Consider the following 23,656-nt stretch of genomic DNA (forward strand, 5'->3'; position numbering starts at 1 on the left):
ACACTGAAACAGCCGGTCCGGTTCAGCTCAGATACGCCGACTCTTTGAACGTCAGATCGGCAGGCCGGCCAATATTCACGGCCCAGTCGGCCATCATGCCGGCCGGCATGGCCTTGGCAAACAGGTAGCCCTGCAGCTCGTCGCAATTCAGCGCCGTCAGCACATCACGCTGGGCGGCGGTTTCCACACCCTCGGCCACCACACTCAGGCCCAGCGCGTGGGCCAGCTGCACCACGGCCGCAACAATGGCACGGGCGTCGGAGCTGCTCTCCAGATCCTGTACAAAAGACTGGTCGATCTTCAGCTGGCTAACATGCAGGCGGCGCAGATAGGACAGGCTGGAATAGCCGGTGCCGAAGTCGTCGATGGACAGCTTGACGCCGATCCGGCCCAGGTTTTCAAAAGCCTTGAACGTGCCTTCCGCATCCTCCATGGCCACGGACTCGGTGATCTCGAAAATCAGCAGCGCCGGGTCTACCGCGTAGCGTTGCAAGGCAAGCTCCACGCGCTGCACCAGATCGTCCTGTCGCAGCTGGTGCACCGACAAATTGATGGCCACGCGTATGCGCAGGCCCTGCGCCATCCAGGCGCGCATCTGCTGGCAGCCTTCTTCTATGACCCAGTTGCCCAGTCGGTTGATCAGGCCAAAACGCTCCGCCACGGGAATGAACACGGCCGGACTGACCATGCCGCGCACCGGGTGGTTCCAGCGCAACAGGGCCTCTACCCCAGTGATGAGACTGCCGCCCGCGCCCACCTTGGGCTGGTAATGCAGGGCCAGCTCACCACCGTTCTCCATAGCCCGGCGCAGGTCGTGCTGCAGCTCGATCTGCTCGCGTATGCCGGCATTCATGTGTGGCTCGAAAAACGCATACGCCGTGCCACCGCCGCGCTTGGCAGCGTACATGGCCGCGTCGGCATGGGCCATCAGCTGGTCGCGCGTGCCGTCTGAGGGGTACATGGCAATACCGATGGAGCAGGACAGGCGCACCTCGTGCTCACCGCCCGTCACCGGCTGGGTCAGCTCGTCGATGATGCGCTGGGCGATCTGTGCCGTGGCGGTGGTGTCCAGCCCGCCCTCCAGCAGCAACACGAACTCGTCGCCACCCACGCGGGCCACGGTGTCCGTGGTGCGGGCCACGCGGGCCAGGCGCTGGGCCATTTCGCGCAGCACCATGTCGCCAAAGCCATGGCCGAAGGAATCGTTGACGGGTTTGAAACCATCCAGGTCCACGAACAGGACGGCCAGCAAGGTGCCGTCGCGCACGCTGCGCTCCACCGCCAAGGCTACCCGGTCGTCGAACAGCAGCCGGTTCGGCAGGCCGGTCAGGGCATCACGGAAGGCCAGTTGCTGCAGCTCGGTATTGGCTTTTTGCAGGGAGGTGGCCAGCACCTCGGTCTTGCTTTGCATGCGCGCGTCGATAACGGAGGTCAGCATGGTCATGGTCAGCAACACCACGGTGGCCACGGACACCAGCAGGCCTAGGCCGTCACCGCCCAGCTCGTTCGCGCTCCGGCACAGCGAACCCAGGGGGAACGACGCCGCCGCCATACCGGTGTAATGCATGCCGCTGATGCCCGCTCCCAGCACCAGTGCAGCCACCAGTTCCCAGCGCCGGGCGGCCCAACCCTTCAGGCCGCGCAGCCAGAAAAAGATCAACAAGGCCACGGCCGAAGCCCCCACTGCCACGGCCACCGAAGCCAGCACCCAGGGCGTGGACCAGCGGATGCCGGGCACCATGTCCATGGCCGCCATGCCGGTGTAGTGCATGGCGCAAATGCCAGCGCCCATGGTGATAGAGCCGCCCAGCAGGCGCGCCATGGTCAGGCGGTTGCGGCTGGCCACATACAGGGCGATCGCCGATACCACCACCGCCGCCACCCAGGACAACGCCGTCACCACATAGCCATAGCCCACGGCAAACGGCAGGCTCATGGCCAACATGCCCACGAAGTGCATGGACCAGATACCTGTGCCCAGGGCCAGCGAACCACCAGCCCACCAGCCTATGCTCAGCAAGCGGTCCTGCACGCGTACACGTTTGGCCAGGTCCAGCGCCACATAGGACGCAAAACTGGCGATCAAATAGGACACCACCACCACCCAAGGGGCATAGCTGACGTCAATAAACGGGGTATCCATGGCGGCCCTAGTGGATAAATGAGGTGCGCCAAAGCGCGCATACGGCCCAGAATTATCCGAGATAGCAAATGCCCTTGTGCGCTCCGTACTACCTATGCGGAGGCACTGTGGGTCAAGGCGCTGCGCCCGGCAATGGCAGATCCAGCACCGCCTCCAGGCCCGGCTGCGCGGGTCGCAAAATGAGCTGTCCGCCATGGGCCTGCGCCACCAGCCGGCACAGGTACAGGCCCAGCCCCACGCCGCCGGTGCCGCGCTGGCGCGCCGCATCGGCCCGGTAGAAGGGTTCGGCCAGTTGGGCCCACTGCACCTCGGCCACGCCGGGTCCATGGTCGCGCACGCGCAACTGCACGCCCTGCCCCACGCGCTGCAAATGCACCTCCACCGGAGCCTGGCCGTGCAATTGGGCGTTGTGCACCAGGTTGCGCAGCAGCAGGCGCAGGCGTGCGCGGTCCAGCGGCCAGGCGGGCAAGCCGGGCTGCAAATGCAGCTGTACGGCCGGATCGGTCACCACCTCCCGCACCAGCGCGGCCAGATCGGTGGGCTCCAGGTACAGGGCCGCATGCGGGCTGGCCAGGCGCTCGCTCTCCAGCAGATCGCTGACCAGGTCGCGCATCAGCGCCAGGTCGCGCAGCAGGGGCTCCCGCAGAGGCTGCAGCTCGGCGGTTTCGGGCAGCAGTTCGGTATTCAATCGCGCCCGAGTCAGGGGTGAACGCAACTCGTGGCTGATGGCCAGCAGCAGGCCGCGTTTGGCCTCCAGCATCTGGTGGATGTCTTGCGCCATGGTATTGATGCGCTGGGCCAAGTCACCTAGTTCGTCCCGGCGGCGCAGCGGTATCGGCTGGCTGAAATTCCCCGAGCCATAGCGCTGCGCACCCAGACGTATATCGTCCAGCGGGCGCAGCAGGCGGCGTACCACCGCATAAGCCACAGCGGTGAGCAGCAGCAAGACACCCAGCGTGCCCCATACGATGAAGTGGCGCGACTGCGGCCAATCCTCCTCCGTCCCGCTCAAGCCCAGGCCTAGCACCACGCGTGTGCCATCGGCGGTGGTGCGCGACAGCAGGCCGGGCTCGCCATCGTCACCATGCCTGCGACCCCAGCCACGGTCGGACTTGCCGGGGTGTGAATCCCAATGTACTTGCGGGCCGTCCAGGCGCACCGACAAAGGCAGGCGCTGCACCAGTGCCTGGGCCCGTTCGATGCTGGGCGGGCTACCCAGATCGGCCACCAAGTGGTCCACATAGTCGGCCAGCAGCGGCCGCGCGGCGGCACGCCAGCCCCCTGAAAAAGCCTGCTGCATGCCGCCCACAAAGGCGACCGACATGGCCAACGCCAGTGCCAGGAACAAGCCCACCAAGCGCCAGCGCAGCGAGTGTTTGAAAGCATGGCGCGCCCTGCGCCAGCGGGCAGGCCGCCTACGCACGAGCCACCGCCAATGAGTAACCGGCGTTACGCCAGGTTTTGATGCAGTCCAGCGGCTCCAGCTTCTTGCGCAGGCGGCTGACCAGCAGGTCTACCGCCCGGGTCTGCAGCTCGGCCTCATGGCCGCGCAGGCGGTTCAGGATGTCATCGCGGCTGAAGACCTTGCCCGGCTCGCGCGCCAGCAGGCCCAGCAACTCGAATTCGGTACTGGTCAGCTCCACCGCCTGGCCGTGGCGCCGCACGCTGCGGGTGTCCAGGTCGATCGCCAGGCCGTCGAATAGCAACTGCTGCAGCGCATCGGGCTGGCGCTGGCGGCGCAGCACGGTCAACAGCCGGGCCACCAGCTCGCGCGGCTCAAAGGGCTTGGGCAGGTAGTCGTCGGCACCCAGCTCCAGGCCGACCACCCGGTCCATCACCTCGCCGCGCGCGGTCAGCATGATGATGGGGATGTCGCTGTCCTTGCGGATGGTGCGGCACAGCGCGAAGCCATCCATCTCGGGCAGCATCACGTCCAGAATGGCGGCGTCCAGCCCGCCCTGGCGCAGCAGTGCCAGCCCGGCGCTGGGCGTCAGCGCGCAGACCAGCTCCAGGCCAAAGCGCTGGAAGTACTGGGCTAGCGGCCCGCCCAGTTCGGCGTCGTCATCGATCAGGAGGATTTTCGGCATACTGGATTCTCTACCCAGGCGTCAGTTAACACGCGCCCCCCCAGAAACACCGCAGAACTGGCTTTGCCAGGCTGCTGGTGGTGTTGCCCCACCTCAGGGGGGTTGGCAAAAGACGCGTAGCGCTGCAGCCTAAGGGGGAACAACAGGCTCATCCGTGGCGCCACATGCCGCCCCGGCGCTGCAAAAAGTCGCGCACCTGCTGCTGCTGTGCCGGGTTGAGCGCGTCATAAAAGTCGGCTGCGGCGGCAATCACCTCGGGGCTCTTGCTGCGCAGGGCGCTGGTCTTTTCCTCCACCATGGCCTGGGCGCGGCTGCGGTTGAACTTCGCGCCGTTGACCAGGTCCAGCATGTCGGCACGCGGATCACCGCCGGCCATCAAGGCCTTGCGCTGCTCCTGCAGCTTGTCGCCGAGCACGCCCAGCAACTGCTTCTGCGCATCGTTCAGCTCCAGCTTCTTGCCGACTTTCTCGATCATCTTGCCGCGCATCTCGGCGCTGCGCTCTTCGGTCATCGGACCGCCGAAGCCGTGCTCTCGGTGGCCCATGCAGGCGCTGAGGCCGCCGGCCAGAATGCCGGCCCCCATCAGGCCAAACAAGCTGCGTTTCAGATTTCTATGGAAGCGAAATTTCATGGTGTGACCCCGTGGTTAATCAAGGCCTCCATGGTGCAGTGCGGTAGCCGGCGGGTCTTCTCGGCGCCGTATCGGTTTGTGTCGTTTTATGTCGCCAGCAACAAGCAACCCATAGGTTTCGCTATATTTTAAAGAGCACCTAGCGCATGTTCCACCTGCGCCAGCGGCCTATTTACCCACTAAGCCAGCTTGAAGGCCGCCACGCTCTGCAACAGCAGCTGGGCCTGGGAATTCAGGCTGCTGGCGGCAGCGGCGCTTTCTTCCACCAGGGCGGCGTTCTGCTGCGTGACCTGGTCCATCTGGGTGATGGCCTCACCCACCTGGGCCACGCCCTGGCTTTGCTCGCCGCTGGCCGAGCTGACTTCGCCAATGATGTCGGTCACGCGGCGGATGGCGGTGACCACTTCGGTCATGGTGCTGCCGGCCTTGGCGACCAAGCTTGTGCCCTGGTCTACCTGGCTCACGCTGTTGTCGATCAGTATCTTGATCTCCTTCGCGGCAGTCGCGCTGCGCTGGGCCAGGCTACGCACCTCGCTGGCCACCACGGCAAAACCGCGCCCTTGCTCGCCGGCACGGGCGGCCTCCACGGCGGCGTTCAGCGCCAGGATGTTCGTTTGAAAGGCGATGCCGTCGATCACGCTGATGATGTCGCTGATCTTCTTCGAGCTGTCGTTGATGCCCTTCATGGTGTCCACCACCTGGCTGACCACCTCGCCGCCCTGCACCGCCACGCTGGAGGCACTCACCGCCAGCTGGTTGGCCTGGCGCGCATTGTCGGCGTTGTGTTTGACGGTGCTGGACAGCTCCTCCATCGAGGCCGCGGTTTCTTCCAGTGCGCTGGCCTGTTGCTCGGTACGGCCGGACAGGTCGCTATTGCCCTGGGCGATTTCGGCACTGGCGGTGGCCACGCTGTCCGAGCCCTGGCGCACATGGGACACCACCGTCACCAGGCTTTCCTGCATGCCCTGTAACGCGCTCAACAGCAGCCCGGTTTCGTCGGTGGAATGGGATTCGATGCGCCGGCTCAGGTCGCCACCGGCCACGCGCTGGATGGCGTCTACAGCCACCGTCAACGGCCGGATGATGGAGCGTATCAGCCACATGGCAGCGGCGATGGCGATCACCAGACCCAGCAAGGCCACGCCGATCAAGGAGGCGCGCGCCGAGCCATAGGCATTCTGGGCCAGCACACCGGCGTCTGTGGCACCCTTGGAGTTCAGTTCGACCAGCTTGTCCAGCTCGGCACTGGAGCTGTCAAAGTACTTCTGTGAATCGCCCTCCAGCAGCTTGCGGGCGGCATCGTTGTCATTCTTGCGCGAGGCGGCCAGCACCTGCTCATGGATCTCCAGGTAACGCTTCCAGTCGGCGGAAAAGCTGTCATATAGCTTGCGCTCTTCGTCGCTGCTGATCATCTTCGTATAGGCTTGGCAGTTCTGCTCAAAACCCGCCAGTACCCTGGCCATGTTTTTTTCAATACCCTGCATCGCAGCTTCCTCGGTATTGAGCACATGCTGGAACTCGGTGATGCGAAAGTCGGAAGTGGCGGTATTCATCCGCCCCAGCACCCCGACGCTGGGCAGCCAGTTGGTGATGATGTCGTCGGTGCCGCGCCACATGGTGGCCATCTGCAGCAAGCCTGCGGCGGAAACCAACAACAACAGGCCCACCATCAGGGAAAAAGCAGCTGCCAGACGCGTAGAAATTTTGACGTTCTTCATGGCAATATCCCTTGTTTTTCGTAGGGTTACTCTAGCGCTTGGGCAGCACCTCCCGCAACAGCGTTTGCCATTAGTTTCTCAATGTCCAGCAAGACCAGCATGCGTGGGCGATCCGCCTCGCCCAGCGTACCAATGCCGGTGATGTAGTCGGCATCCACAGAGGTGTCGAATTGCGGCGCCGGCCGGATCTGCTCTGGTGTGAGCAAGGTCACATCACTGACCGCATCCACCACAGCCCCAACCAAGCCCTGCGCCAGGTGCAGCACGATGGTGACGGTCAGCCGGTCAAACCCTGCCTCCGCCTGGCCCAGGCGCAACCGCAGATCCACGACGGGCACGATCACGCCACGCAAATTCAGCACACCCCGGATATGGGCCGGCGCGCTGGCGATGCGGGTGGGCTGCTCGTAGCCGCGTATTTCCTGCACCTTCAGGATGTCGATGCCGTACTCCACCGTACCCAGCCGAAACGACAGGTATTCCAGCGTGGGACTGGCTTGCACGGCGGCATTGGAAACGGATGGCGAACTCGTAGCGGTCATGGCAGTACCCGGGAATGAAAACTGGTGACCTGATTTTAGTTAAAAATGCAAAATTTAATATAAATGATTTAAAAATCAGTTTTTTTAATCAAATAATTGCCAATTAATCACGCTGCACAAAAAATTCATGGATTTGAGGCGCCACAACAACACGAAGAAAACGCAAATATGATAACTTCAAGCCTCAAACGCTTCGAATGAAACTTGTGGCTCAGCACCGCAGCCTAAGGCTCTTTTGGGGCCGGTGTAAATGCATTTTGTAAACCATAAAAATACCGCTTCTTGAGGTCTCCATGGCTACCCCCCATGGGCAAATCGGCGCTGAGCAATACCTGAAATTGACCAGGCAGGCTATTTAATCCATAGCTGCGAGTGCAGTATGGATAAGTAGCAGCCCAATTTTTGAGCTTGGCATGCTTTACAAATTTCTGATCAAAAACGCGATGGCTTTTGGCAAGATGCGGACCACGCATCGTGTCCAAGAGTGCACCCCTTCTGTTACAAATTACATAAAGTAACATCCATAGATCGAGCAACGTACTAAGTCAGCTAAACGCCGATTATTTGTCTCCACCAGCACATGCCCAAGATCAAAGTCATACGTCCCTGGCTGACGTTGAACACCACCACACGGATGTTTGTTCCGATACTGGTGCTGTTCGCGATCGCGGGTACGGTGCGCTACCAGTTGCTGGTCAAGAACGAAACCGTGGCCGCCCAGGAGCGGTTTCAGCTGGCGTTGCGCCAGGTGCCGCTGCTGCTGGTGCCGGCGCTGGCCGATGCGCTCACCCACCCCACGCCGGGCCGGCTGGAAAGCCTGCTCAGCGCCCAGTCGCAGGCCAACCCCGACTGGGATAGTCTGGTCTGGCAACCGGCCAGCCCGGCCCCATCTATTACCCTGCGCAGCACGGCCGCCATGCTGGCCAACTATCCGTCCTGGTTCACCCACCTGGTACCCGTCCAGCCGTATACCGCGCACTTCGAGGTGCCGGGCCCGTCGGAGAGCGCTTCCAGCGCCGGCGTACTGACGGTACAAATCAGTCCCGTGCCCTCGCTCAACAGCGCCTGGTCCAAGCTGCGCGCCCAACTCTGGGCCGCCGGCCTGACCGTGCTGTCCATACTGCTGCTGATGGGCTGGGTGGCCGGCGCCAACAACCGCATGGTGCGCCGCCTGGTCAGCGCCACCAACCGATTCAAACGTGGCGACCACAACGCGCGCATGGAAGTCACCGGCCCGTTCGAGTCACGCGCACTGGCGCTGACCTTCAACAATATGGCCAACGAAGTGCAGTCCCTGGTTGCCTCACTGACCCAAGCCCAGACCGCGCTGATGAACGAGAAAGAGCGCGCCGAGGTAACACTGGCATCCATCGGCGACGCGGTCATTACCACCGACATGGAGGGCCGCATCGAAACCCTCAACGCCCTGGCGCAGCAACTCACGGGCTGGAGCTTCGAACAGGCCCATGGCAACAGCCTGGGCCTGGTGTTCGAGCTGCTGAACGACGCCATGGAAACCAGCGCCTTCGAGGCCGCCCCGCCCCTGTACCTGACCGAAACCGTGGTGCACGCCACCAACCAGATCCTGCTGCACCCCTCGGGCGAACGCTGCGCCATCGAGTACACGGCCGCCCCCATCCGCCAGGCCGACGGCGGCGTGGTGGGCTGCGTGCTGGTGTTCCGCGACGTCAGCGAAAAAAGCCAGTTGATCCAGGAAATCTCCTGGCAGATCGGCCACGACGTGCTGACCGGCCTGCACAACCGGCCGGCCATGCAGGAGCTGTTCAGCCTGGCCATTCTGCAAGCCCGCCACCACCGCAAACAGCTGGCCATCTGCCTGCTGGACCTGGACCACTTCCAGCCCATCAACGAGCGCTACGGCAGCAACTACGGCGACCGCCTGCTGCAGGCCGTGGCCAGCCGCCTGACCCAGTACGCTGGCGACGACCACGGCCTGGCCCGCCTGGGCGGTGACGAGTTCGTGCTGCTGCTGAAAGACCAGAACGACCAGGCCGAGGTGCTGCAACAGGTCGCCAAGGTGCAGGCCCTGCTGGCCGCCCCCTACGTGCTGGACGGCCACACCATCAACCTCACCTCCAGCATCGGCATCGCCATCTACCCGCAGGACGAAGCCCCGCTGGACACCAACCTCGACATCCTGCTGCGCCACGCCGACCAGGCCATGGTGCAGGCCAAGCAGACCGGGCGCAACCGCTTCCACGTGTTTGACGCCCAGCATGACCAGGAAGTCCACACCCACCACCAGCAGCGCACCCGCGTGCGCCAGGCCATGATGGACGGCGAACTGCGCCTGCACTACCAGCCCAAGGTGAACATGCGCAGCGGCCAGGTCTTCGGCATGGAGGCCCTGCTGCGCTGGCAGCACCCGGAAGACGGCCTGCTCGGCCCCTACCTCTTCCTGCCCCTGGTGGAGGACACCGACGTCATCATCGACATCGGCGAATGGGTGTTGCTGCACGCCCTGCAGCAAATGCAGCGCTGGGCAGCCCTTGGCCAGCGCTGGGTGGTCAGCGTGAACATCGCGGCCCGGCATTTCCAGCAGCCCGACTTTGTGGAGCGGCTGGCCAACATCCTGGCACGCGTGCCCGAGGTTTCGCCACAGATGCTGGAGCTTGAAATTCTGGAATCCGCCGCCCTGGAGGACGTGCAGCACATGCGCAATGTGATGGCCTCTTGCCAGAAGCTGGGCGTGCAGTTCGCGCTGGACGACTTCGGCACCGGCTACTCCTCACTGGCCTACCTGAAGCGCCTGCCCGCCAATACCCTGAAGATCGACCAGTCCTTTGTGCGCGACATGCTGGACGACCCGGACGACCTGACCCTGGTGGACGCCATCGTCGGTCTGGCCAAGGCCTTTGACCGGGGTGTGATCGCCGAGGGCGTGGAAACCATCGCCCACGGCCTTTTGCTGCTGCAACTGGGCTGCGACTGGGCCCAGGGCTATGGCATTGCCCGCCCCATGCCGGCCGAGGCCGTGGCCGGCTGGGCCAGCCGCTTCACGTCGCCCGAGGCCTGGCGCGTCTGGGGCGTAATGCCCTGGGCTCCAGCCGACTTCCCCCTGCTGCTGGCCGCGCACGACCACCAGGCCTGGGTGCAACAGATCGCCGACATCGCATCGACCGAAGGCCACACCGAGCAAACCGCCAGCTACCCGGAACGCTTCAGCAACTGGTACCTGCAACGCGGCCAGGCGGAATACGGCCACCAGAGCGAGTTTGCAGCCGTGGGAACCCATCTGCAGTCGCTGCGCAGCGCCGGCCTGGAAGTGCTGCGCCTGCAGATCACCGGCGCCAGCGCCGAAGCCAAGGCCCAGTTGCCCCGGCTGCAGCAGCTGCAGGCCAGCTTCGCCCAGCAGCTGGACGCGCTGCTGTCGGCCTGCGCCGAAACGGCCGGCCATCGGCCTGCCAAACCGCTACTCTTTTCATAGCCTCCTACGCAGGAAATACCTGCGCTAGAGCCACATTTAACTCACATTCTCCTGCAACCAGGCGCTGACCTGGGCCTGGTCGGTCAGGGTGCGCAGCGCCATGAAAGCCAGCTCCGCCTCGGGGTAGCGGCGGCGCAGAAAGTTCAGCCATTGCTTGAGCCGCCCCGCGCGCTGGCGCGGCTCCAACTGGCTGCACACCAGCTGCCAGAAAGCCATGATCTGTGGCCGTATATCGGTCCAGAGCACATGTGGCAGCGGGCTGTAAGAACCAGCCCCCGAATCAGCGCGGATGGCCCAGCCCAGGCCCGGGTCGGCCACCATGCCACGGCCTAGCATCAACGTGTCGCAGCCAGACTCGGCACGGCAGCGCCGGGCGTCTTCCACGGTCCATATCTCGCCATTGGCGACCACCGGAATCCGCACCGCGGCGCGGATGTCCTGGATGCGGTGCCAATAGGCCGGCGGGCGGTAGCCGTCGGCCTTGGTGCGCGCATGCACCACCAGCTCGTCGGCCCCGGCCTCTGCAATCGCCAGGGCACATTCCACGGCCCGGCTGTCGTCGTTGAAGCCCAGGCGCATCTTGGCCGATACCGGCTGCTCGGCCGGCACGGCACGCCGCACGGCAGCCACGATACGGGCCACCAGCTCGGGCTCGTCCAGCAGGGCCGCGCCGCCGCCGTGGCGGTTCACCACCTTGGCCGGGCAGCCAAAATTCAGGTCAATCCCCATGGTGCCCATGCCGGCCAGGCGCGCCGCGTTCTCGGCCAGGCAGGCGGGGTCGGAGCCCAGCAGCTGCGGGCGCACCGGCACGCCGGCCAGCGTGCGCCCGCCGTTCTGCAACTCAGGCACGTAGCGCACAAACACCCGCTCGGGCAGCAGCGTGCTGGTGATGCGGATGAACTCGGACACGCAGCGGTCCACCCCGCCCACCCGGGTCAGGATGTCACGCAGCACAAAGTCGAGCAGCCCCTCCATGGGCGCAAGGAGAAGTTGGCTCACCCCCAGGCTCCAGCGCTACGCGTCTTCCGCCAACCCCCTTGCAGGGGGCGATACCAGCGGCCCGGCAAAGCCGGTTCCGCGGTATCCCTGGAAAAAGCAGCCCGCCCCTTCATCACGCCTGGCTCAATCAGAACGTACCTACAAAGTCCTTCTTGCCGATTTCCACGCCGTTGTGGCGCAGGATGTCGTAGGCCGTGGTGGTGTGGAAGAAGAAGTGCGGCAGGGTGTAGTGCAGCAGGTAGGTATTGCCTTGCAGGGTCTTCTCGTTGGGCGTGCCGGGGCGCAGCACGATGGTGCGCTCGCTACCGGCATCGATGTCGGCAGCCGGCACGCTCTGGATGAAAGCCAGAGTCTTGGCGATGCGGGCCTGCAGGTCGGCGAAGCTGGTTTCGTTGTCTTCATAGGCCGGCACATCCACACCGGCCAGGCGGGCGGCAGCGCCCTTGGCGAAGTCGGCGGCGATCTGCACCTGGCGGGTCAGCGCGAACATGTCGGGGAACAGGCGCGCCTGCAGCAGGGCATTCGGGTCAATCTTTTTTTCGGTGGCGTGGACTTCGGCCTTACGCAGCACGCTGCTCAGACCACCCAGGATCTGGACGAACAGGGGAACGGAAGCTTGGTAGAGGGAGAGAGACATGGCAAATATCCAGTGAGGGTGAAAGAGGCGAGAGTCTACGGCCTTCCCCACTAGTTTGCTGGCCGGCCTGTGCCAATCACCCGCAGGCCGCCGGTATTCTGCGGCGCTACGGAAGTCATAGCTGGCAGCGCAGGTGCTATCTGCGCTGCTGGCCAATTTGATGCATCTATTCTTCCGCGTCCTCGTCGGTGCCGGGCGTATCGTCGTCTTCGTCGTTCTGTAAACGCGCGTCCAGACGCTCACGCAGCGCGCCGGCCTCCTGCATCCACTGCGCCACCGGCACCGGGTGGGCCAGGCGCCAGCTGGGCGGGTACAACGCGGCCAGATAGGGCGCGCTCTGGTTGCGGTCTTTCCAGACCATGGTGGCGCCGCAGGCCAGGCCCAGGGCCAGCACCAGCACCGCCATGGAGGTGCGCCGGTGCACGGCCACAATGCGCAACTGCAGGTACAGGCCGCCGGCCAGGGCCAGCACATAGGCCAGGCTGTGGTAGCGCGAGAACACATCCCAGCCAAAGGCAAAGCCCAGGTAGGTGCTGAGGTAAATCAGCACGTCCACCAGCACCATGCTGCCCAGCACGATGCGCACATGGCGCCAGAACTGCGGGTAGCCGGTAAACAGCTTGGTGGCCAGTGCCCACACGCCGGCCCACAGCACGGTCACGCCCAGCAGCACGCCGACCGAGAAGCCTAGCTTCTGCATGAACTGCGCGGACTCGGGCACGGCCAGCCAGACCTCGGCCCAGGTCAGGCCCAGCACCAGGGCCAGCAGCACCAGGGTGGCGACCAGGTTGTGCCAGTCAAAGCGCGGCAGCGCCACCTCCGGCGCCACCGGCTGCTCGGCCAGGCGCAGGCGCAGGCGCAATCGGCCCACGCCCAGCTCCTGGCCATGCAGCCAGTTGAACTGGGTGCCACGCGGGTAGTGCTTGCCGCCCTGCTGCACGCCGTTCACGGTGTCCAGCACGTGCACGGCCAAAGCGCCGGGCGCGGTGGCCTCGATGCGCACATGCTCGGGCGCCACATGCAGGTCGTCCAGCACCAGGTCGGTGTGCAGGGCGCGCCCCACCGTCACCGGCCATTGCAGCACCGGCAGGCGCTGCAGAATGTCGCCGCTGCGGTCCAGCACCTCCAGCAGGCCTAGCACGCTGTGCGTGGCCGCTGCCCCGGATATCGCGGGCATGGCGCCTGCGGCCATGGCTTGTTCTACGGTACTCATTGCGCACCCACCCATTTGAAAGCGTTCACGTAATAGCTCGCCAGGGCCAGGCCGTTGTCAAAGCCCACGCCATAGGCATCCATGCGGGCGCGCACGCCCTGGGTGGGCTGGTTCACCGAGGTCACCACCACCGACATGTCGTACAGGCCGCGCAGCTTGCGGAAGGCATTCATGCAAACCACCGCGCGCAGCGCCATGCCGCCCCGGTCGATGTAGCGCTCGGAGCATTCGGCCGCCGTTTTTTGCGCGTTGGACTGGGCCATGAAGCGCTCCGAGGCCATGCGCTCGCCAAACAGGGTGGCAAAGCGCAGCGGCCCCAGCTTGGGCGCGTCATACGCCTCGTGGTGCACCTTGATGAAGCCGGTGGTGATCTGGCCGGCAAACAGCTGGCTGTCCAGCTGGCAGTCTGTCACCTCCACTGAAAAGGATTTGAGGCTGGCATCGCTGGCGCGGCCCCAGCAGCGGGCCATGGCGTCGTCGGGCACCGGCACGCTATAGCCCTGGTAGGTCTGTGCCTTGAAGGGCGTGGCCATGAAGCGCTTGGCCATCGCGTCCTGGTGCAGCAGCAGCTGGCGCGTGACTTCGGCCTGCGCCGTCTTGGTGATGGGCGGCAACGTGGCCGCGCGCGCCACCAGCGCCTGGGCGAACTCGGCCGGCACCAGGAAGCTGACCAGCTCGCCGTCCAGCCGCTTGGACACGTTCACGCCTATCACCTCGCCGGCCTCGTCCAGCACCGGGCCGCCGCTCATGCCGGGGTTGATGGCGCCGCCGAAAAATATGCGCGGGTAGAAGCTGCGCTGCACCGTGCCGTTGTAGGTGCCTTCGGTCACCGCAAAGCCTATGTCCAGCGGGTTGCCCAGCGAATACAGATGCTCGCCACGCTCCAGTGGGCGGTCGGCGGGGCGAAAGTCCAGCGCCGGCCGCTCGCCCGCCGAGTCGCGCACGCGCAGCAGAGCCAGGTCGTGCAGCACGTCGAAGGCAAGCAGGTCCACCTCGGCCTGCTTGCCGTCTACCGACACCATCACACCGCGGTAGCGCTCGGGCTCCAGCGCCAGCTGGCTGGCGACGTGGAAGTTGGTCATCACCAGACCATCGACCGACACAAAAAAGCCCGAGCCCACGCTGGACTGGGTGTTCGTATCGCGCACCAGGGTGCGTATCTGCACCAGCTTTTCACGCGCGCTCTGGTAGGCGCGCTGGGCGTCGCGCGACACGGCATCCGGGTGGGCGGGCACTGGCGGGGCCGCTGGTGCCTGGGCAAAGGCCGCATGGCCGCCCAGCGCAGCGCAGCACAGGGCCAGTCGGCGGAGAAAGGGGTGGAAGAAGGTCATCGGTTCATTCTAGGGGGCGGTACGCACGGGCTTGCCGCGCCAACGCTACCGAATACATAGCATCCAGCGCATGTTTTGCCTGCGCCACAGCCTGTTTTGACCTGAATTTTGAAACTATGTAAATTCCCGTCTCGCGGCACCCGCCGGCCTACAGCAGCAGAGGGTCTTACCACGCGCTGCGCCCAGGGCGGTGCTAGACTGGTTTTACCCCGCCGCCCACAGCTATTCCAACAGGAGACCAACACCATGGGTTCACGCCGTTACTTTCCCCAGACTCTGTTTGTAGCCACAGCCCTGGTGCTGGGCATCGCAGGTTGCAGCACCATGCAACCCTCTACCAAGGTCGCGCTGACCGGCAACATGTCCAGCGCCAACGAGGTGCCACCCAACACCTCACCCGGCACCGGCAAGGCCGAGGCCTGGCTGGACAAAAGCACCAATGTGCTGAGCTGGAAGATCAGCTTCTCCGGCCTGACCGGCCCGGCCACCGCCGCCCACTTCCACGGCCCCGCCGCTGCGGGCGCCAATGCCGGCGTGGTCATCCCCTTTAGCAGCAGCACCAGCCCGCTGGAAGGCCAGGCCACCCTGACCCCCGCCCAAGCCGCCGACCTGCTGGCCGGCAAGTGGTACGCCAATGTGCACACCGCCACCAACAAGGGCGGCGAAATCCGCGGCCAGATGCTGCCCAAGATGTAAGCCGACGCAGCTTTAGTTCGCTACAAAATCCATAGCTCCTGGCGCAGGCAGTACCTGCGCCAGGGGCTATTTTCTTTTGCGGCCTGGCATTCAGCAATATCGTTCAATACTGCCAGCGCCCCGCGGCAGACACTGCACGCACTTGTTCCACCCGGGAGTGCCATGCTGTCGATACTGCTGCCCATGTTTCTGTTTTCCCTGGCCGGCGCCATCTCGCCCGGGCCGGTGAATGTGATCGCCGCCCACCTGGGCGCGCACCGGGGCTTTGTGCGCGCCCTGCCGCATGTGCTGGGCGCCAGCCTCAGCTATGTGGCCATCGTCTGGCTGGTGGGCAGCGGCCTGGGCGGCGTGCTACAGGCCTACCCGGCGCTGGCCCAAGGGCTGCAATACCTGGGCGCGGCCTACCTGCTGTACCTGTCAGCCCGCATTGCCAGTGCAGCCCCCAGCAGTGCCGAAGCCCCCACGGCCGCACGCCACAGCGCCTGGCTGCAAGGCGTGCTGTCGCAAAGCCTGAACCCCAAGGCCTGGCTGGTGGCGCTTGCAGGCGTGGGCCTGTTTGTCAGCGCGGGGCCCGACACGTCGACGCTGCTGCACATCTTCTGCGCCGTGTCAGGGGCCGTGTGCTGCGTTTCGGTGGCGGCATGGGCGGCACTGGGCACCGTGCTGCGCCGCTGGCTGGCGCCCGCGCGCCACCAGTTGCTGTTTAATCGCACCATGGCCTTGATGCTGGTTGCCGCCGTGGCAGCCATGCTGGCCTAGACCCTGAAAGGTAGGCTTATGCAACAGTTGCGCCGCAGCGCGCTGCTGCCCCATGTGGAAATGCGCCGCGTCACGCAGGGCAGCACCTGCTACGACACCCATTCGCACGATGAATTCTCCTTTGGCGTGGTGGACGCCGGCCACGCAACCTACCGCAACCACCGGCACCAGGCTGCCATCCACCAGGGCATGGCGGTGTTCTTCAACCCCGGCGACGCCCATGCCTGCAACCCACGCCCCGGCCAGCCCTGGTCGTACCGCATGCTGTTCGTAGACACGGCCTGGGTTACCCGCCTGCAGGCCGAAAATGCTTGGCATGGCGGCGGCGACTACACCCCGTTTGCGCTGGCGCACAGCGACTCTGCCCGGCTGTACCAGCAGTTTGACGCGCTATTCCACACCCTGGAGCATGGCGACAGCACCCTCGCCGCCGACGAAGCGCTGCAGGGCTTTCTGCTCACCCATTGCTTTGGCCACCCGCGCCAGGCACAGCCCGCGGCCCGGCCCACCGGCGCGCTGCGGCGCACGCGCGACTGCATACTCGACCAGCTGGCCGACAACCTTACGTTGGACGACCTGGCCCACACCGCCGGCCTCAGCCGCTACCACTTGCTGCGCAGCTTCAAACAGGCCTACGGCCAAACGCCGCACGCCTTCCAACTGGACCAGCGCATCAACCAGGGCAAGCAGCTGCTCAAACGCGGCGGCAGCCTGGCCGACGTGGCCCACAGCCTGGGCTTTGCCGACCAAAGCCACTTCCAGCGGCACTTCAAAAGACGCCACGCCGTGACGCCCCGGGTCTACCAGCAGTCGCTGGAATACCCCGCCTGACTACCCGCCCAGCCCATAAAAAATACCCGCCATCAAACATTTTTTGATGGCGGGCATGGTGCAAAAACCTATATAAAGCAATTGTTTAGGCCTTTACCAGGGACTTCTGCCTGCTGTAGGTTTGCAGGCTGGGGGCCACATAAGAGCATTGTGGTTGTCCCCCGAATACACATCCCTGTTTGCGCAGGCATTCAAAACGTAACCACCGTCTTTCCAGGACCATGGCCCAACTTGCTGCGCTCGATGGCAGCACCGAGGTCGGCCAATTCAGCGATCTCCGAGACACGCACGAGTAATTGGCCGCCTGCGACCAAGCCCGCAATCTCGGCCAGTCGCCGCGCGTCCGCCTGCATCTGAAACCACTTACCGCGCTTGCCCTGAGGAGTCTGGCCCATGATTTCCGGTGCCGCCGTGCTGACAATTTGGCCGCCTTCGGCCAGCACTTGCCAAGACTTCACCAAGGTATCGCCGCCGACCAGATCAAGTACCAGGTCCACCTTGCCACAGTGTTCCCAAAAGTTTGCCGTACGGTAGTCGATGACCTGGTCCGCGCCCAAGCCTTGCAGGTAACCCGCATTCACGCCTTGCGCGGTCGCTACCACGCGCGCGCCTGCCTGCCGTGCAAACTGGACTGCGAAGCTGCCAACGCCGCCAGCTGCGCCGTGGATCAAGACGGTCTGGCCTCGCTTGAGTTCGCCTGCGTCGAACAGCGCCTGCCAAGCGGTGAGCGCTGCGACGGGAATCGCAGCGGCCTGGACGTCATCCAAGGCTGCAGGCGTGTGGGCAAGCTTGGAGGCTGCAACCACGACATAGTCGGCATACGCGCCCAAGCCGGACAGTGGCCCCATCACGCGCTCTCCCACCGCGAAATCAACCACGCCTGGCCCCACGCCGGCGACCACACCGGCCAATTCAATGCCCAGCGTCGCGGGAAGGGGCAGTGGGAAGGCGTCGCGCACCAGGCCGTCGCGTATTTTCCAGTCCAGCGCATTGACCCCGGCCGCACGCACATGCACCAGGACTTCGCCTGCAGCAGCAACAGGCCGCTCAACGAGCTCCAGCGTGGCCATATCGGCGCCGCCATAGGCATGGATACGCACAGCGCGATTGCTGGAAGCATTGAGCGTGGGGTAGTCGGTGTAACCCTCTGGGCCTGCTGAATAGAAAGTCTCGCGTTGTGGCTGGTTCAATGGCGCCCCCAACTGGAAGCGCTGAACGAGGTCAGGGTTCGCCAGATACAGTGAACCGAAGACCGCTGCCTCTGCGCGCTGCTCCTGTACCAATGCTTCAGCTTTTGCTTGCGTCAGCCCGCCGCCTATGAGCAAGGCACCCTTGAACAGCGGACGCAGCATGCTGCTGTAGTCGAATTCGACTTTGGCTTGTACCGCGAGATGCAGATATGCCAGGTTCAGCGGCGCGATCTGCTCGACTAGATAACGGTAAGTCTCTTGCGGTGCGGCATCTTTCACGTCATTGAAGTTCATCTCAGGCGAAATCTTGATGCCGACCCGGTCGCTACCAGCCTCGGCTGACATGGCCGCGAGCACCTCCATGATGAAGCGCACACGATTCTCCAGCGATCCGCCGTAGCGGTCGCTGCGCCGGTTGGTTTCGGACGACAGGAACTGTTCTGGCAAGTAGCCTGAAGCGGCATGCAGTTCCACGCCGTCGAAGCCGGCTTCCAGAGCGCGCCGGGTGGCCAGGCGGAATTCGTCGATCACGCCGGCAATGTCTGTCGTGCTTAGCGCGCGCGGTGTCACCATTTCCTGCGGGCCGGTGGCCGTAAATACAGTTCCCTTGGGTTGAATGGCCGAAGGTGCAACTGGCACTGCATGGCCTGGCAGCATGCTGGGGTGGGAAATCCGCCCCGTGTGCATCAGTTGCAGGAAGATGGTGCCGCCCTTGGCGTGCACAGCATCTGTCACGGCCTTCCACGCCTGGACCTGCGCATCGGAATAGATGCCCGGCGTGCGAACGTAGCCCTTGCCCATTGCGGATGGGAATGTGCCTTCCGTGATGATCAGCCCGGCATCGGCGCGTTGGCCGTAATACTGAACTGCAGAGTCGGACGGTACGCCGGTTGCGTCATCGGCGCGTGAACGCGTCATGGGGGCCATCACCAGGCGGTTGCGCAGGGTATGGCGGCCGATTTTGGTGGGAGTGAAGAGCTGATTCATGTCAATTTCCTTGGTGGGTTGGTGTGGGATCGATAGTAGATTGATCCACTCACAAGATAAATAGTCATAATTGAAATCTGTGATCCATACATGGAACAATGAATATGGAAATGCTCACCTACATGCGGCAATTCGTCGAAGTCGCCAAGGTCAAAAGCTTTCGTGCGGCGGCACTCACGCTGGACATGCCCATCTCGACGCTCTCGCGCCATATTTCTGATTTGGAGAAAACCATTGGGCTGCGTCTGCTAAACCGCTCCACGCGCCGCGTGGAGTTGACGGATGCGGGTGAGGTGTACTTCCTGCGCTGCCAAAGCATCGTGGCTGAAGCCATGATTGCGCATGAGGCCTTGCGTGATGTCGCGCATAGACCCACGGGGACTTTGCGGGTCTCCATGCCGGTCGATCTGGCCATCGGCCATTTCGGCCCCATCCTGCGCGACTTCAGCAAGGCCTATCCCTTGATCGACTTTGACCTGGACCTGACCCCACGCCGTATCGACTTGCAAACCGAAGCATTCGATCTCGCTATCCGCATCGGCCCCCTGCCATTGACATCCGCGACCTTGATCGCGCAACCGATTGTGGAACTGCCCCGCTATCTGTACGCCTCGCCGCTGTACTTGAAAAGCGCCCCCCCACTCCAGCACGCGAAAGACCTGGCGCATCACATGTTTTGCACGGTTCCCTCCAGTTCGCAACAGGGTGACTTAAAGGTCTTCTACCGCGGCAACGAAACCGTCGAAACCAAGGTCCCCACGCGCTTCACCGTCAATAGCGTCGGTATGTCGCGCGTGCTAGCCACACTGGGCATGGGAATAGCGGTCATGCATGCGGAACTCGTACGCGAGGAGGTTGCCTTGGGTCGGCTGCGCCGGGTGCTTCCAGAATGGAGCATGGCGCCGTTGCAGGTACACGTGATCACTGCCACACGCTTGCTACCGGCCAGGGCCAGGTTGTTCATTGAATTTCTGAAAGAAAGGATGGCAAAGCCCTTGTGACTCTTCAGTTTGGCCAACCTTGCCTGGGCACAGAGCCCATGTTGCGGGCACTGACGCCCAACGTCAGCCCCATTCGGTGCCCACGCCACGGTGAAATAAAAAAAGGGCCCGCGTGGGGCCCTTTTGCTATGTATTCAGTAGCTGCCTGCGCAGGTACTACCTGCGCTACAGACTACTTTTACTTACTAAATCAGCGGTTCCAGCGGCCGTCGCCATCCCAATCGCGGTGGTGCCCATGGTGGCGACCCCAGCCGGGGTAGACCACTTGCGGCTGGTAGTACACCGGCGCGGGGCGTACATACACCGGCTGCGGCTGGTAGTACACAGGCGCTGGCCGCACGTAAACGGGTGGCGGTGGTTGGTAGTACACCGGGGCAGGCTGGTAGTACACGGGTGCTGGCTGCACATACACAGGGGCATTACCCACCACCATGGAGGCACCAGGGGCGCCTATGCCAACACTCCAGGACACATCGCTACGCGCCTGGGCCACGCTGGCGGCTCCCAAAGCGGCAACAGTCAACACAGCGGCAAAAATCGAACGGTGGAACTTCATACAGATCTCCTTGTTGCAAGTCCTGGGGTTTAGGCCCCGTACATAGACAACGCAGTAGACCGCAACCGGTGGACACAGCCGCCAAGAAAAGGGTTGCCAAACGTAACCACGCCCCTGGACGCCTAGAATTGGAGCATGAGCGCACCCACCCCCTCCCCCGCATCCGCCACAGCAGCGACCGAGCCCACCAAGCCCAGCAACTTTTTGCGACAAATCATCGAGTCCGACCTGGCCGCTGGCACCTACGCCACCCGCCGTTGGGCCGGTAGCCCGGGCGATGGCGCCCACCACGCCGCAGGCCAGCCCGACCCGGCCAAGATCCGCACCCGCTTCCCGCCCGAACCCAACGGCTACCTGCACATAGGCCACGCCAAAAGCATCTGCCTGAACTTCGGCCTGGCGCGCGACTACGGCGGCGTGTGCCACCTGCGCTTTGACGACACCAACCCCGAAAAAGAAGACACCGAATACGTCAACAGCATCATCGACTCGGTCAAATGGCTGGGCTATGACTGGAACGGCAGCGCCGATGCCGCCCCCTACCAGGCCAGCGACTACTTCGACTTCATGTACCGCGCCGCCGAATACCTGGTGCAAGCCGGCCACGCCTACGTGGACGAACAAACCGTAGAGCAAATCAGGATCAATCGCGGCGACTTCAGCAAGCCCGGCGTGGACAGCCCCTTCCGCACCCGCACGCCCGAAGAGAACCTGGCCCGCTTCCGCGAAATGCGCGACGGCAAGCACGAAGATGGATCGATGGTGTTGCGCGCCAAGATCGACATGGCCAGCCCCAACATCAATATGCGCGACCCGGCCATCTACCGCATACGCCGCGCCACCCACCACCACACCGGCGACACCTGGTGCATCTACCCGATGTACACCTTCGCCCACCCCATCGAAGACGCGCTGGAGCAAATCACCCACAGCATCTGCACGCTGGAATTTGAAGACCAGCGCCCCTTCTACGACTGGCTCATGGCCCGCCTGTGCGACGGTGGCCTGCTGGCCAGCCCGCCGCCCAAGCAGTACGAGTTCGCCCGCCTGAACCTCACCTACGTCATCACCAGCAAACGCAAGCTCGCCCAGCTGGTGTACGACCACAAGGTCAGCGGCTGGGACGACCCCCGCATGCCCACCATCGTCGGCCTGCGCCGCCGTGGCTACACCCCTGAAAGCATGCAGCTCTTCGCCGAACGCATTGGCGTCACCAAGAGCGACAGCTGGATCGACTACAGCACCTTAGAGGGCTGCCTGCGCGAAGACCTGGAAACCAAGGCCCACCGTGGCATGGCCGTGCTCAACCCCGTCAAGCTAGTGCTCACCAACTGGGATGAGGTGATGGGCGCCGGCCACCTGGAACCCTGCATACTGCCCGCCCTGCCCCACGTGGTCGAAGGCACCCAGCCCCCGCCACCCCGCCTGTTCACCATTGGCAAAGAAGTGTGGATAGAGCGCGAAGACTTTGAAGAAGTGCCGCCCAAGGGCTACAAGCGCCTGTTCCCGGGTAACAAGGTGCGCCTCAAAGGCGGCTACGTGATCGAGTGCACCGGCTGCGTCAAAGACGACGCAGGTGTCATCACCGAAGTGCAAGCCACCGTGGTGCCCGACACCAAGAGCGGCACCCCCGGCGCAGACAGCGTCAAGGTCAAAGCCGCCATCACCTGGGTCGGCGTAGCCAACGGCGTCAGCGCCGAAGTCCGCCTGTACGACCGCCTGTTCAGCGACGCCCAGCCCGACGCCGGCGGCAAAGACTTCATCGAGAGCCTGAACCCCAACAGCCTGAAAGTCATCACCGCCATCGTCGAGCCCTCACTCGCCAACGCCCAACCTGACCAGAAGTTCCAGTTCGAACGCCACGGCTACTTCGTCGCCGACCGCGTGGACCATGTGGTGGGGCTGAAGCCGGTGTTTAACTTGGCTGTGGGGTTGAAGGATAGTTGGGGGAAGTGATGGCCTCCCGCGCCCCCAAGCCCAAGCAACCCACCATCGTGGTGATTGCTGGGCCCAATGGCGCGGGCAAATCCACCGCAGCGCCCGACCTGCGGGCGCAACTGCCACCCAATACCTTCAGGCAACTCGCTTGATACGAATCTGTACGTTCGACACCGTGACGCCATCGGGCCGAACCAGCGGCAGCTCTTTCACCTCCAAGTACTTCAACGAACGCACCAGCTCACTGAGCTTTTTGAACCCATAGTTTCGGGCGTCAAACGCCGGGTTGATCTTGCCAATATGGCTGCCAACGCCGCCGAGTGCCGCCCAGCCGTCTTCACGTGCATTTGCGTCAATGGCAGCAATGATCAACGGCTGTAGTTTGCGCACATCCGCCACCGCAACAGGCTCAAGCTTGGACGCATCCTTCTCGGGCACAGGCGTTGCCCTCAAGATTTCGGTATAAATGAACTTGTCACACGCGGCCACAAAGGGCTCCGGCGTTTTACGTTCGCCAAAGCCATAAACCACCAACCCTGCCTCGCGGATGCGGGTGGCCAGGCGGGTGAAGTCGCTGTCGCTGCTGACCAGGCAAAAGCCATCCACGCTGCTGGCATGCAACACGTCCATGGCGTCGATGATCAATGCGGAGTCGGTGGCGTTTTTACCGCTGGTGTAGCTGAACTGCTGTATCGGCTGAATGGCCATGGTGTGCAGCACGTCTTTCCAGCCCTTGAGATTGGTGGTGGTCCAGTCGCCATAGGCGCGCTTGATGGTGGCCGTGCCGTAGCGCGACACCTCGGCCAGCAGTTCCTGGATAACGGATGCCTGTGCGTTGTCGGCGTCAATCAAGACGGCGAGCTTTTGGTTGTTATTGGTGGCCATGGTGCTCTCCCTGTACTTTCGGCATCCTACCGAGGAGTAAAGACGGCACGCATCTCTTGTGGTG

The 23,656-nt window shown here is 63.8% G+C and carries 21 protein-coding genes; 7 read left to right on the forward strand and 14 right to left on the reverse strand.

Going from position 1 to position 23,656, the window contains the following annotated elements; genetic code table 11:
• Positions 1–22: 22 nt before the first annotated feature.
• The 7 genes from AC07O2_RS11590 to AC07O2_RS11620 form a co-directional block, all read right to left on the reverse strand.
• Positions 23–2,143 (reverse strand): putative bifunctional diguanylate cyclase/phosphodiesterase, encoded by a 2,121-nt coding sequence (locus AC07O2_RS11590; protein ID WP_495075894.1) that lies wholly within the window; start codon positions 2,141–2,143, stop codon positions 23–25.
• Between the two features lie 112 nt (positions 2,144–2,255).
• Positions 2,256–3,566 (reverse strand): ATP-binding protein, encoded by a 1,311-nt coding sequence (locus tag AC07O2_RS11595; protein ID WP_495075895.1) that lies wholly within the window; start codon positions 3,564–3,566, stop codon positions 2,256–2,258.
• Complete coding sequence (locus tag AC07O2_RS11600; protein ID WP_495075896.1) at positions 3,559–4,230, reverse strand: response regulator transcription factor; 672 nt, start codon at positions 4,228–4,230, stop codon at positions 3,559–3,561. The genes AC07O2_RS11595 and AC07O2_RS11600 overlap by 8 nt, the downstream gene beginning before the upstream one ends.
• 148 nt (positions 4,231–4,378) lie before the next feature.
• Complete coding sequence (locus AC07O2_RS11605; RefSeq protein ID WP_495075897.1) at positions 4,379–4,861, reverse strand: Spy/CpxP family protein refolding chaperone; 483 nt, start codon at positions 4,859–4,861, stop codon at positions 4,379–4,381.
• Between the two features lie 179 nt (positions 4,862–5,040).
• Complete coding sequence (locus AC07O2_RS11610) at positions 5,041–6,579, reverse strand: methyl-accepting chemotaxis protein (protein WP_495075898.1); 1,539 nt, start codon at positions 6,577–6,579, stop codon at positions 5,041–5,043.
• A 26-nt stretch (positions 6,580–6,605) separates the two neighbouring features.
• Positions 6,606–7,121, reverse strand: coding sequence for a chemotaxis protein CheW (locus tag AC07O2_RS11615; RefSeq protein ID WP_495075899.1), 516 nt, complete (start codon positions 7,119–7,121; stop codon positions 6,606–6,608).
• A 224-nt stretch (positions 7,122–7,345) separates the two neighbouring features.
• Entirely contained in the window at positions 7,346–7,603 is a 258-nt protein-coding gene (locus AC07O2_RS11620) for a hypothetical protein (RefSeq protein WP_495075900.1), read from the reverse strand.
• 98 nt (positions 7,604–7,701) lie between these two features.
• On the opposite strand from AC07O2_RS11620, the gene AC07O2_RS11625 reads away from it, so the two are divergent.
• Complete coding sequence (locus AC07O2_RS11625; RefSeq protein ID WP_495075901.1) at positions 7,702–10,569, forward strand: putative bifunctional diguanylate cyclase/phosphodiesterase; 2,868 nt, start codon at positions 7,702–7,704, stop codon at positions 10,567–10,569.
• 36 nt (positions 10,570–10,605) lie between these two features.
• Here the strand turns inward: AC07O2_RS11625 and AC07O2_RS11630 are convergent, their stop codons facing one another.
• From AC07O2_RS11630 to AC07O2_RS11645, 4 genes are all read right to left on the reverse strand, one after another.
• Positions 10,606–11,544 (reverse strand): tRNA dihydrouridine synthase, encoded by a 939-nt coding sequence (locus tag AC07O2_RS11630; RefSeq protein WP_495076086.1) that lies wholly within the window; start codon positions 11,542–11,544, stop codon positions 10,606–10,608.
• A gap of 151 nt (positions 11,545–11,695) precedes the next feature.
• On the reverse strand, positions 11,696–12,205 hold the full coding sequence (locus AC07O2_RS11635) for a DUF1993 domain-containing protein (protein ID WP_495075902.1): 510 nt from the start codon (positions 12,203–12,205) through the stop codon (positions 11,696–11,698).
• Between the two features lie 166 nt (positions 12,206–12,371).
• Positions 12,372–13,418, reverse strand: a complete 1,047-nt coding sequence (locus AC07O2_RS11640) for an FHA domain-containing protein (protein ID WP_495075903.1) — start codon at positions 13,416–13,418, stop codon at positions 12,372–12,374.
• Positions 13,415–14,749, reverse strand: a complete 1,335-nt coding sequence (locus AC07O2_RS11645) for a S1 family peptidase (RefSeq protein ID WP_495075904.1) — start codon at positions 14,747–14,749, stop codon at positions 13,415–13,417. Before AC07O2_RS11645 ends, AC07O2_RS11640 begins: the two co-directional genes overlap by 4 nt.
• Before the next feature lie 246 nt (positions 14,750–14,995).
• Between AC07O2_RS11645 and AC07O2_RS11650 the strand changes: the two genes are divergently transcribed.
• From AC07O2_RS11650 to AC07O2_RS11660, 3 genes are all read left to right on the forward strand, one after another.
• Positions 14,996–15,445 (forward strand): CHRD domain-containing protein, encoded by a 450-nt coding sequence (locus AC07O2_RS11650; RefSeq protein WP_495075905.1) that lies wholly within the window; start codon positions 14,996–14,998, stop codon positions 15,443–15,445.
• Between the two features lie 162 nt (positions 15,446–15,607).
• Positions 15,608–16,204: a LysE family translocator gene (locus AC07O2_RS11655; RefSeq protein ID WP_495075906.1), complete on the forward strand. Its 597-nt coding sequence runs from the start codon at positions 15,608–15,610 to the stop codon at positions 16,202–16,204.
• A gap of 18 nt (positions 16,205–16,222) precedes the next feature.
• Positions 16,223–17,035, forward strand: a complete 813-nt coding sequence (locus AC07O2_RS11660) for a helix-turn-helix transcriptional regulator (protein WP_495075907.1) — start codon at positions 16,223–16,225, stop codon at positions 17,033–17,035.
• A 191-nt stretch (positions 17,036–17,226) separates the two neighbouring features.
• On the opposite strand, the gene AC07O2_RS11665 is transcribed toward AC07O2_RS11660, so the two are convergent.
• On the reverse strand, positions 17,227–19,212 hold the full coding sequence (locus AC07O2_RS11665; protein ID WP_495075908.1) for an oxidoreductase: 1,986 nt from the start codon (positions 19,210–19,212) through the stop codon (positions 17,227–17,229).
• 104 nt (positions 19,213–19,316) lie between these two features.
• On the opposite strand from AC07O2_RS11665, the gene AC07O2_RS11670 reads away from it, so the two are divergent.
• Positions 19,317–20,213 (forward strand): LysR family transcriptional regulator, encoded by an 897-nt coding sequence (locus AC07O2_RS11670; protein WP_495075909.1) that lies wholly within the window; start codon positions 19,317–19,319, stop codon positions 20,211–20,213.
• A 190-nt stretch (positions 20,214–20,403) separates the two neighbouring features.
• Here AC07O2_RS11670 and AC07O2_RS11675 read toward each other — a convergent pair whose 3' ends face one another.
• The gene (locus AC07O2_RS11675) at positions 20,404–20,769 is read right to left on the reverse strand and encodes a hypothetical protein (RefSeq protein ID WP_495075910.1); all 366 of its coding nucleotides are present in this window, start codon (positions 20,767–20,769) and stop codon (positions 20,404–20,406) included.
• Between the two features lie 135 nt (positions 20,770–20,904).
• Here AC07O2_RS11675 and AC07O2_RS11680 point away from each other — a divergent pair, with 135 nt between their 5' ends.
• The gene (locus AC07O2_RS11680; RefSeq protein ID WP_495075911.1) at positions 20,905–22,725 is read left to right on the forward strand and encodes a glutamine--tRNA ligase/YqeY domain fusion protein; all 1,821 of its coding nucleotides are present in this window, start codon (positions 20,905–20,907) and stop codon (positions 22,723–22,725) included.
• Positions 22,725–22,859 (forward strand): zeta toxin family protein, encoded by a 135-nt coding sequence (locus AC07O2_RS11685; RefSeq protein ID WP_495075912.1) that lies wholly within the window; start codon positions 22,725–22,727, stop codon positions 22,857–22,859. The genes AC07O2_RS11680 and AC07O2_RS11685 overlap by 1 nt, the downstream gene beginning before the upstream one ends.
• On the opposite strand, the gene AC07O2_RS11690 is transcribed toward AC07O2_RS11685, so the two are convergent.
• Entirely contained in the window at positions 22,843–23,592 is a 750-nt protein-coding gene (locus AC07O2_RS11690; RefSeq protein WP_495075913.1) for an NYN domain-containing protein, read from the reverse strand. The genes AC07O2_RS11685 and AC07O2_RS11690 overlap by 17 nt on opposite strands.
• Positions 23,593–23,656: the final 64 nt, after the last annotated feature.

This window comes from Rhodoferax sp. GW821-FHT10B06, assembly GCF_059415605.1.

Excerpts from the sequence above, each read along its gene's own strand:
- AC07O2_RS11600 (WP_495075896.1), bottom strand. The coding sequence starts at position 4,230 with ATGCCGAAAATCCTCCTGATCGATGACGACGCCGAACTGGGCGGGCCG.
- AC07O2_RS11610 (WP_495075898.1), bottom strand. The coding sequence starts at position 6,579 with ATGAAGAACGTCAAAATTTCTACGCGTCTGGCAGCTGCTTTTTCCCTG.
- AC07O2_RS11645 (WP_495075904.1), bottom strand. The coding sequence starts at position 14,749 with ATGACCTTCTTCCACCCCTTTCTCCGCCGACTGGCCCTGTGCTGCGCT.
- AC07O2_RS11615 (WP_495075899.1), bottom strand. The coding sequence starts at position 7,121 with ATGACCGCTACGAGTTCGCCATCCGTTTCCAATGCCGCCGTGCAAGCC.
- AC07O2_RS11660 (WP_495075907.1), top strand. The coding sequence starts at position 16,223 with ATGCAACAGTTGCGCCGCAGCGCGCTGCTGCCCCATGTGGAAATGCGC.
- AC07O2_RS11605 (WP_495075897.1), bottom strand. The coding sequence starts at position 4,861 with ATGAAATTTCGCTTCCATAGAAATCTGAAACGCAGCTTGTTTGGCCTG.
- AC07O2_RS11590 (WP_495075894.1), bottom strand. The coding sequence starts at position 2,143 with ATGGATACCCCGTTTATTGACGTCAGCTATGCCCCTTGGGTGGTGGTG.
- AC07O2_RS11665 (WP_495075908.1), bottom strand. The coding sequence starts at position 19,212 with ATGAATCAGCTCTTCACTCCCACCAAAATCGGCCGCCATACCCTGCGC.
- AC07O2_RS11675 (WP_495075910.1), bottom strand. The coding sequence starts at position 20,769 with ATGAAGTTCCACCGTTCGATTTTTGCCGCTGTGTTGACTGTTGCCGCT.
- AC07O2_RS11670 (WP_495075909.1), top strand. The coding sequence starts at position 19,317 with ATGGAAATGCTCACCTACATGCGGCAATTCGTCGAAGTCGCCAAGGTC.
- AC07O2_RS11635 (WP_495075902.1), bottom strand. The coding sequence starts at position 12,205 with ATGTCTCTCTCCCTCTACCAAGCTTCCGTTCCCCTGTTCGTCCAGATC.
- AC07O2_RS11690 (WP_495075913.1), bottom strand. The coding sequence starts at position 23,592 with ATGGCCACCAATAACAACCAAAAGCTCGCCGTCTTGATTGACGCCGAC.
- AC07O2_RS11625 (WP_495075901.1), top strand. The coding sequence starts at position 7,702 with ATGCCCAAGATCAAAGTCATACGTCCCTGGCTGACGTTGAACACCACC.
- AC07O2_RS11650 (WP_495075905.1), top strand. The coding sequence starts at position 14,996 with ATGGGTTCACGCCGTTACTTTCCCCAGACTCTGTTTGTAGCCACAGCC.
- AC07O2_RS11680 (WP_495075911.1), top strand. The coding sequence starts at position 20,905 with ATGAGCGCACCCACCCCCTCCCCCGCATCCGCCACAGCAGCGACCGAG.
- AC07O2_RS11655 (WP_495075906.1), top strand. The coding sequence starts at position 15,608 with ATGCTGTCGATACTGCTGCCCATGTTTCTGTTTTCCCTGGCCGGCGCC.
- AC07O2_RS11685 (WP_495075912.1), top strand. The coding sequence starts at position 22,725 with ATGGCCTCCCGCGCCCCCAAGCCCAAGCAACCCACCATCGTGGTGATT.
- AC07O2_RS11630 (WP_495076086.1), bottom strand. The coding sequence starts at position 11,544 with ATGGAGGGGCTGCTCGACTTTGTGCTGCGTGACATCCTGACCCGGGTG.
- AC07O2_RS11640 (WP_495075903.1), bottom strand. The coding sequence starts at position 13,418 with ATGAGTACCGTAGAACAAGCCATGGCCGCAGGCGCCATGCCCGCGATA.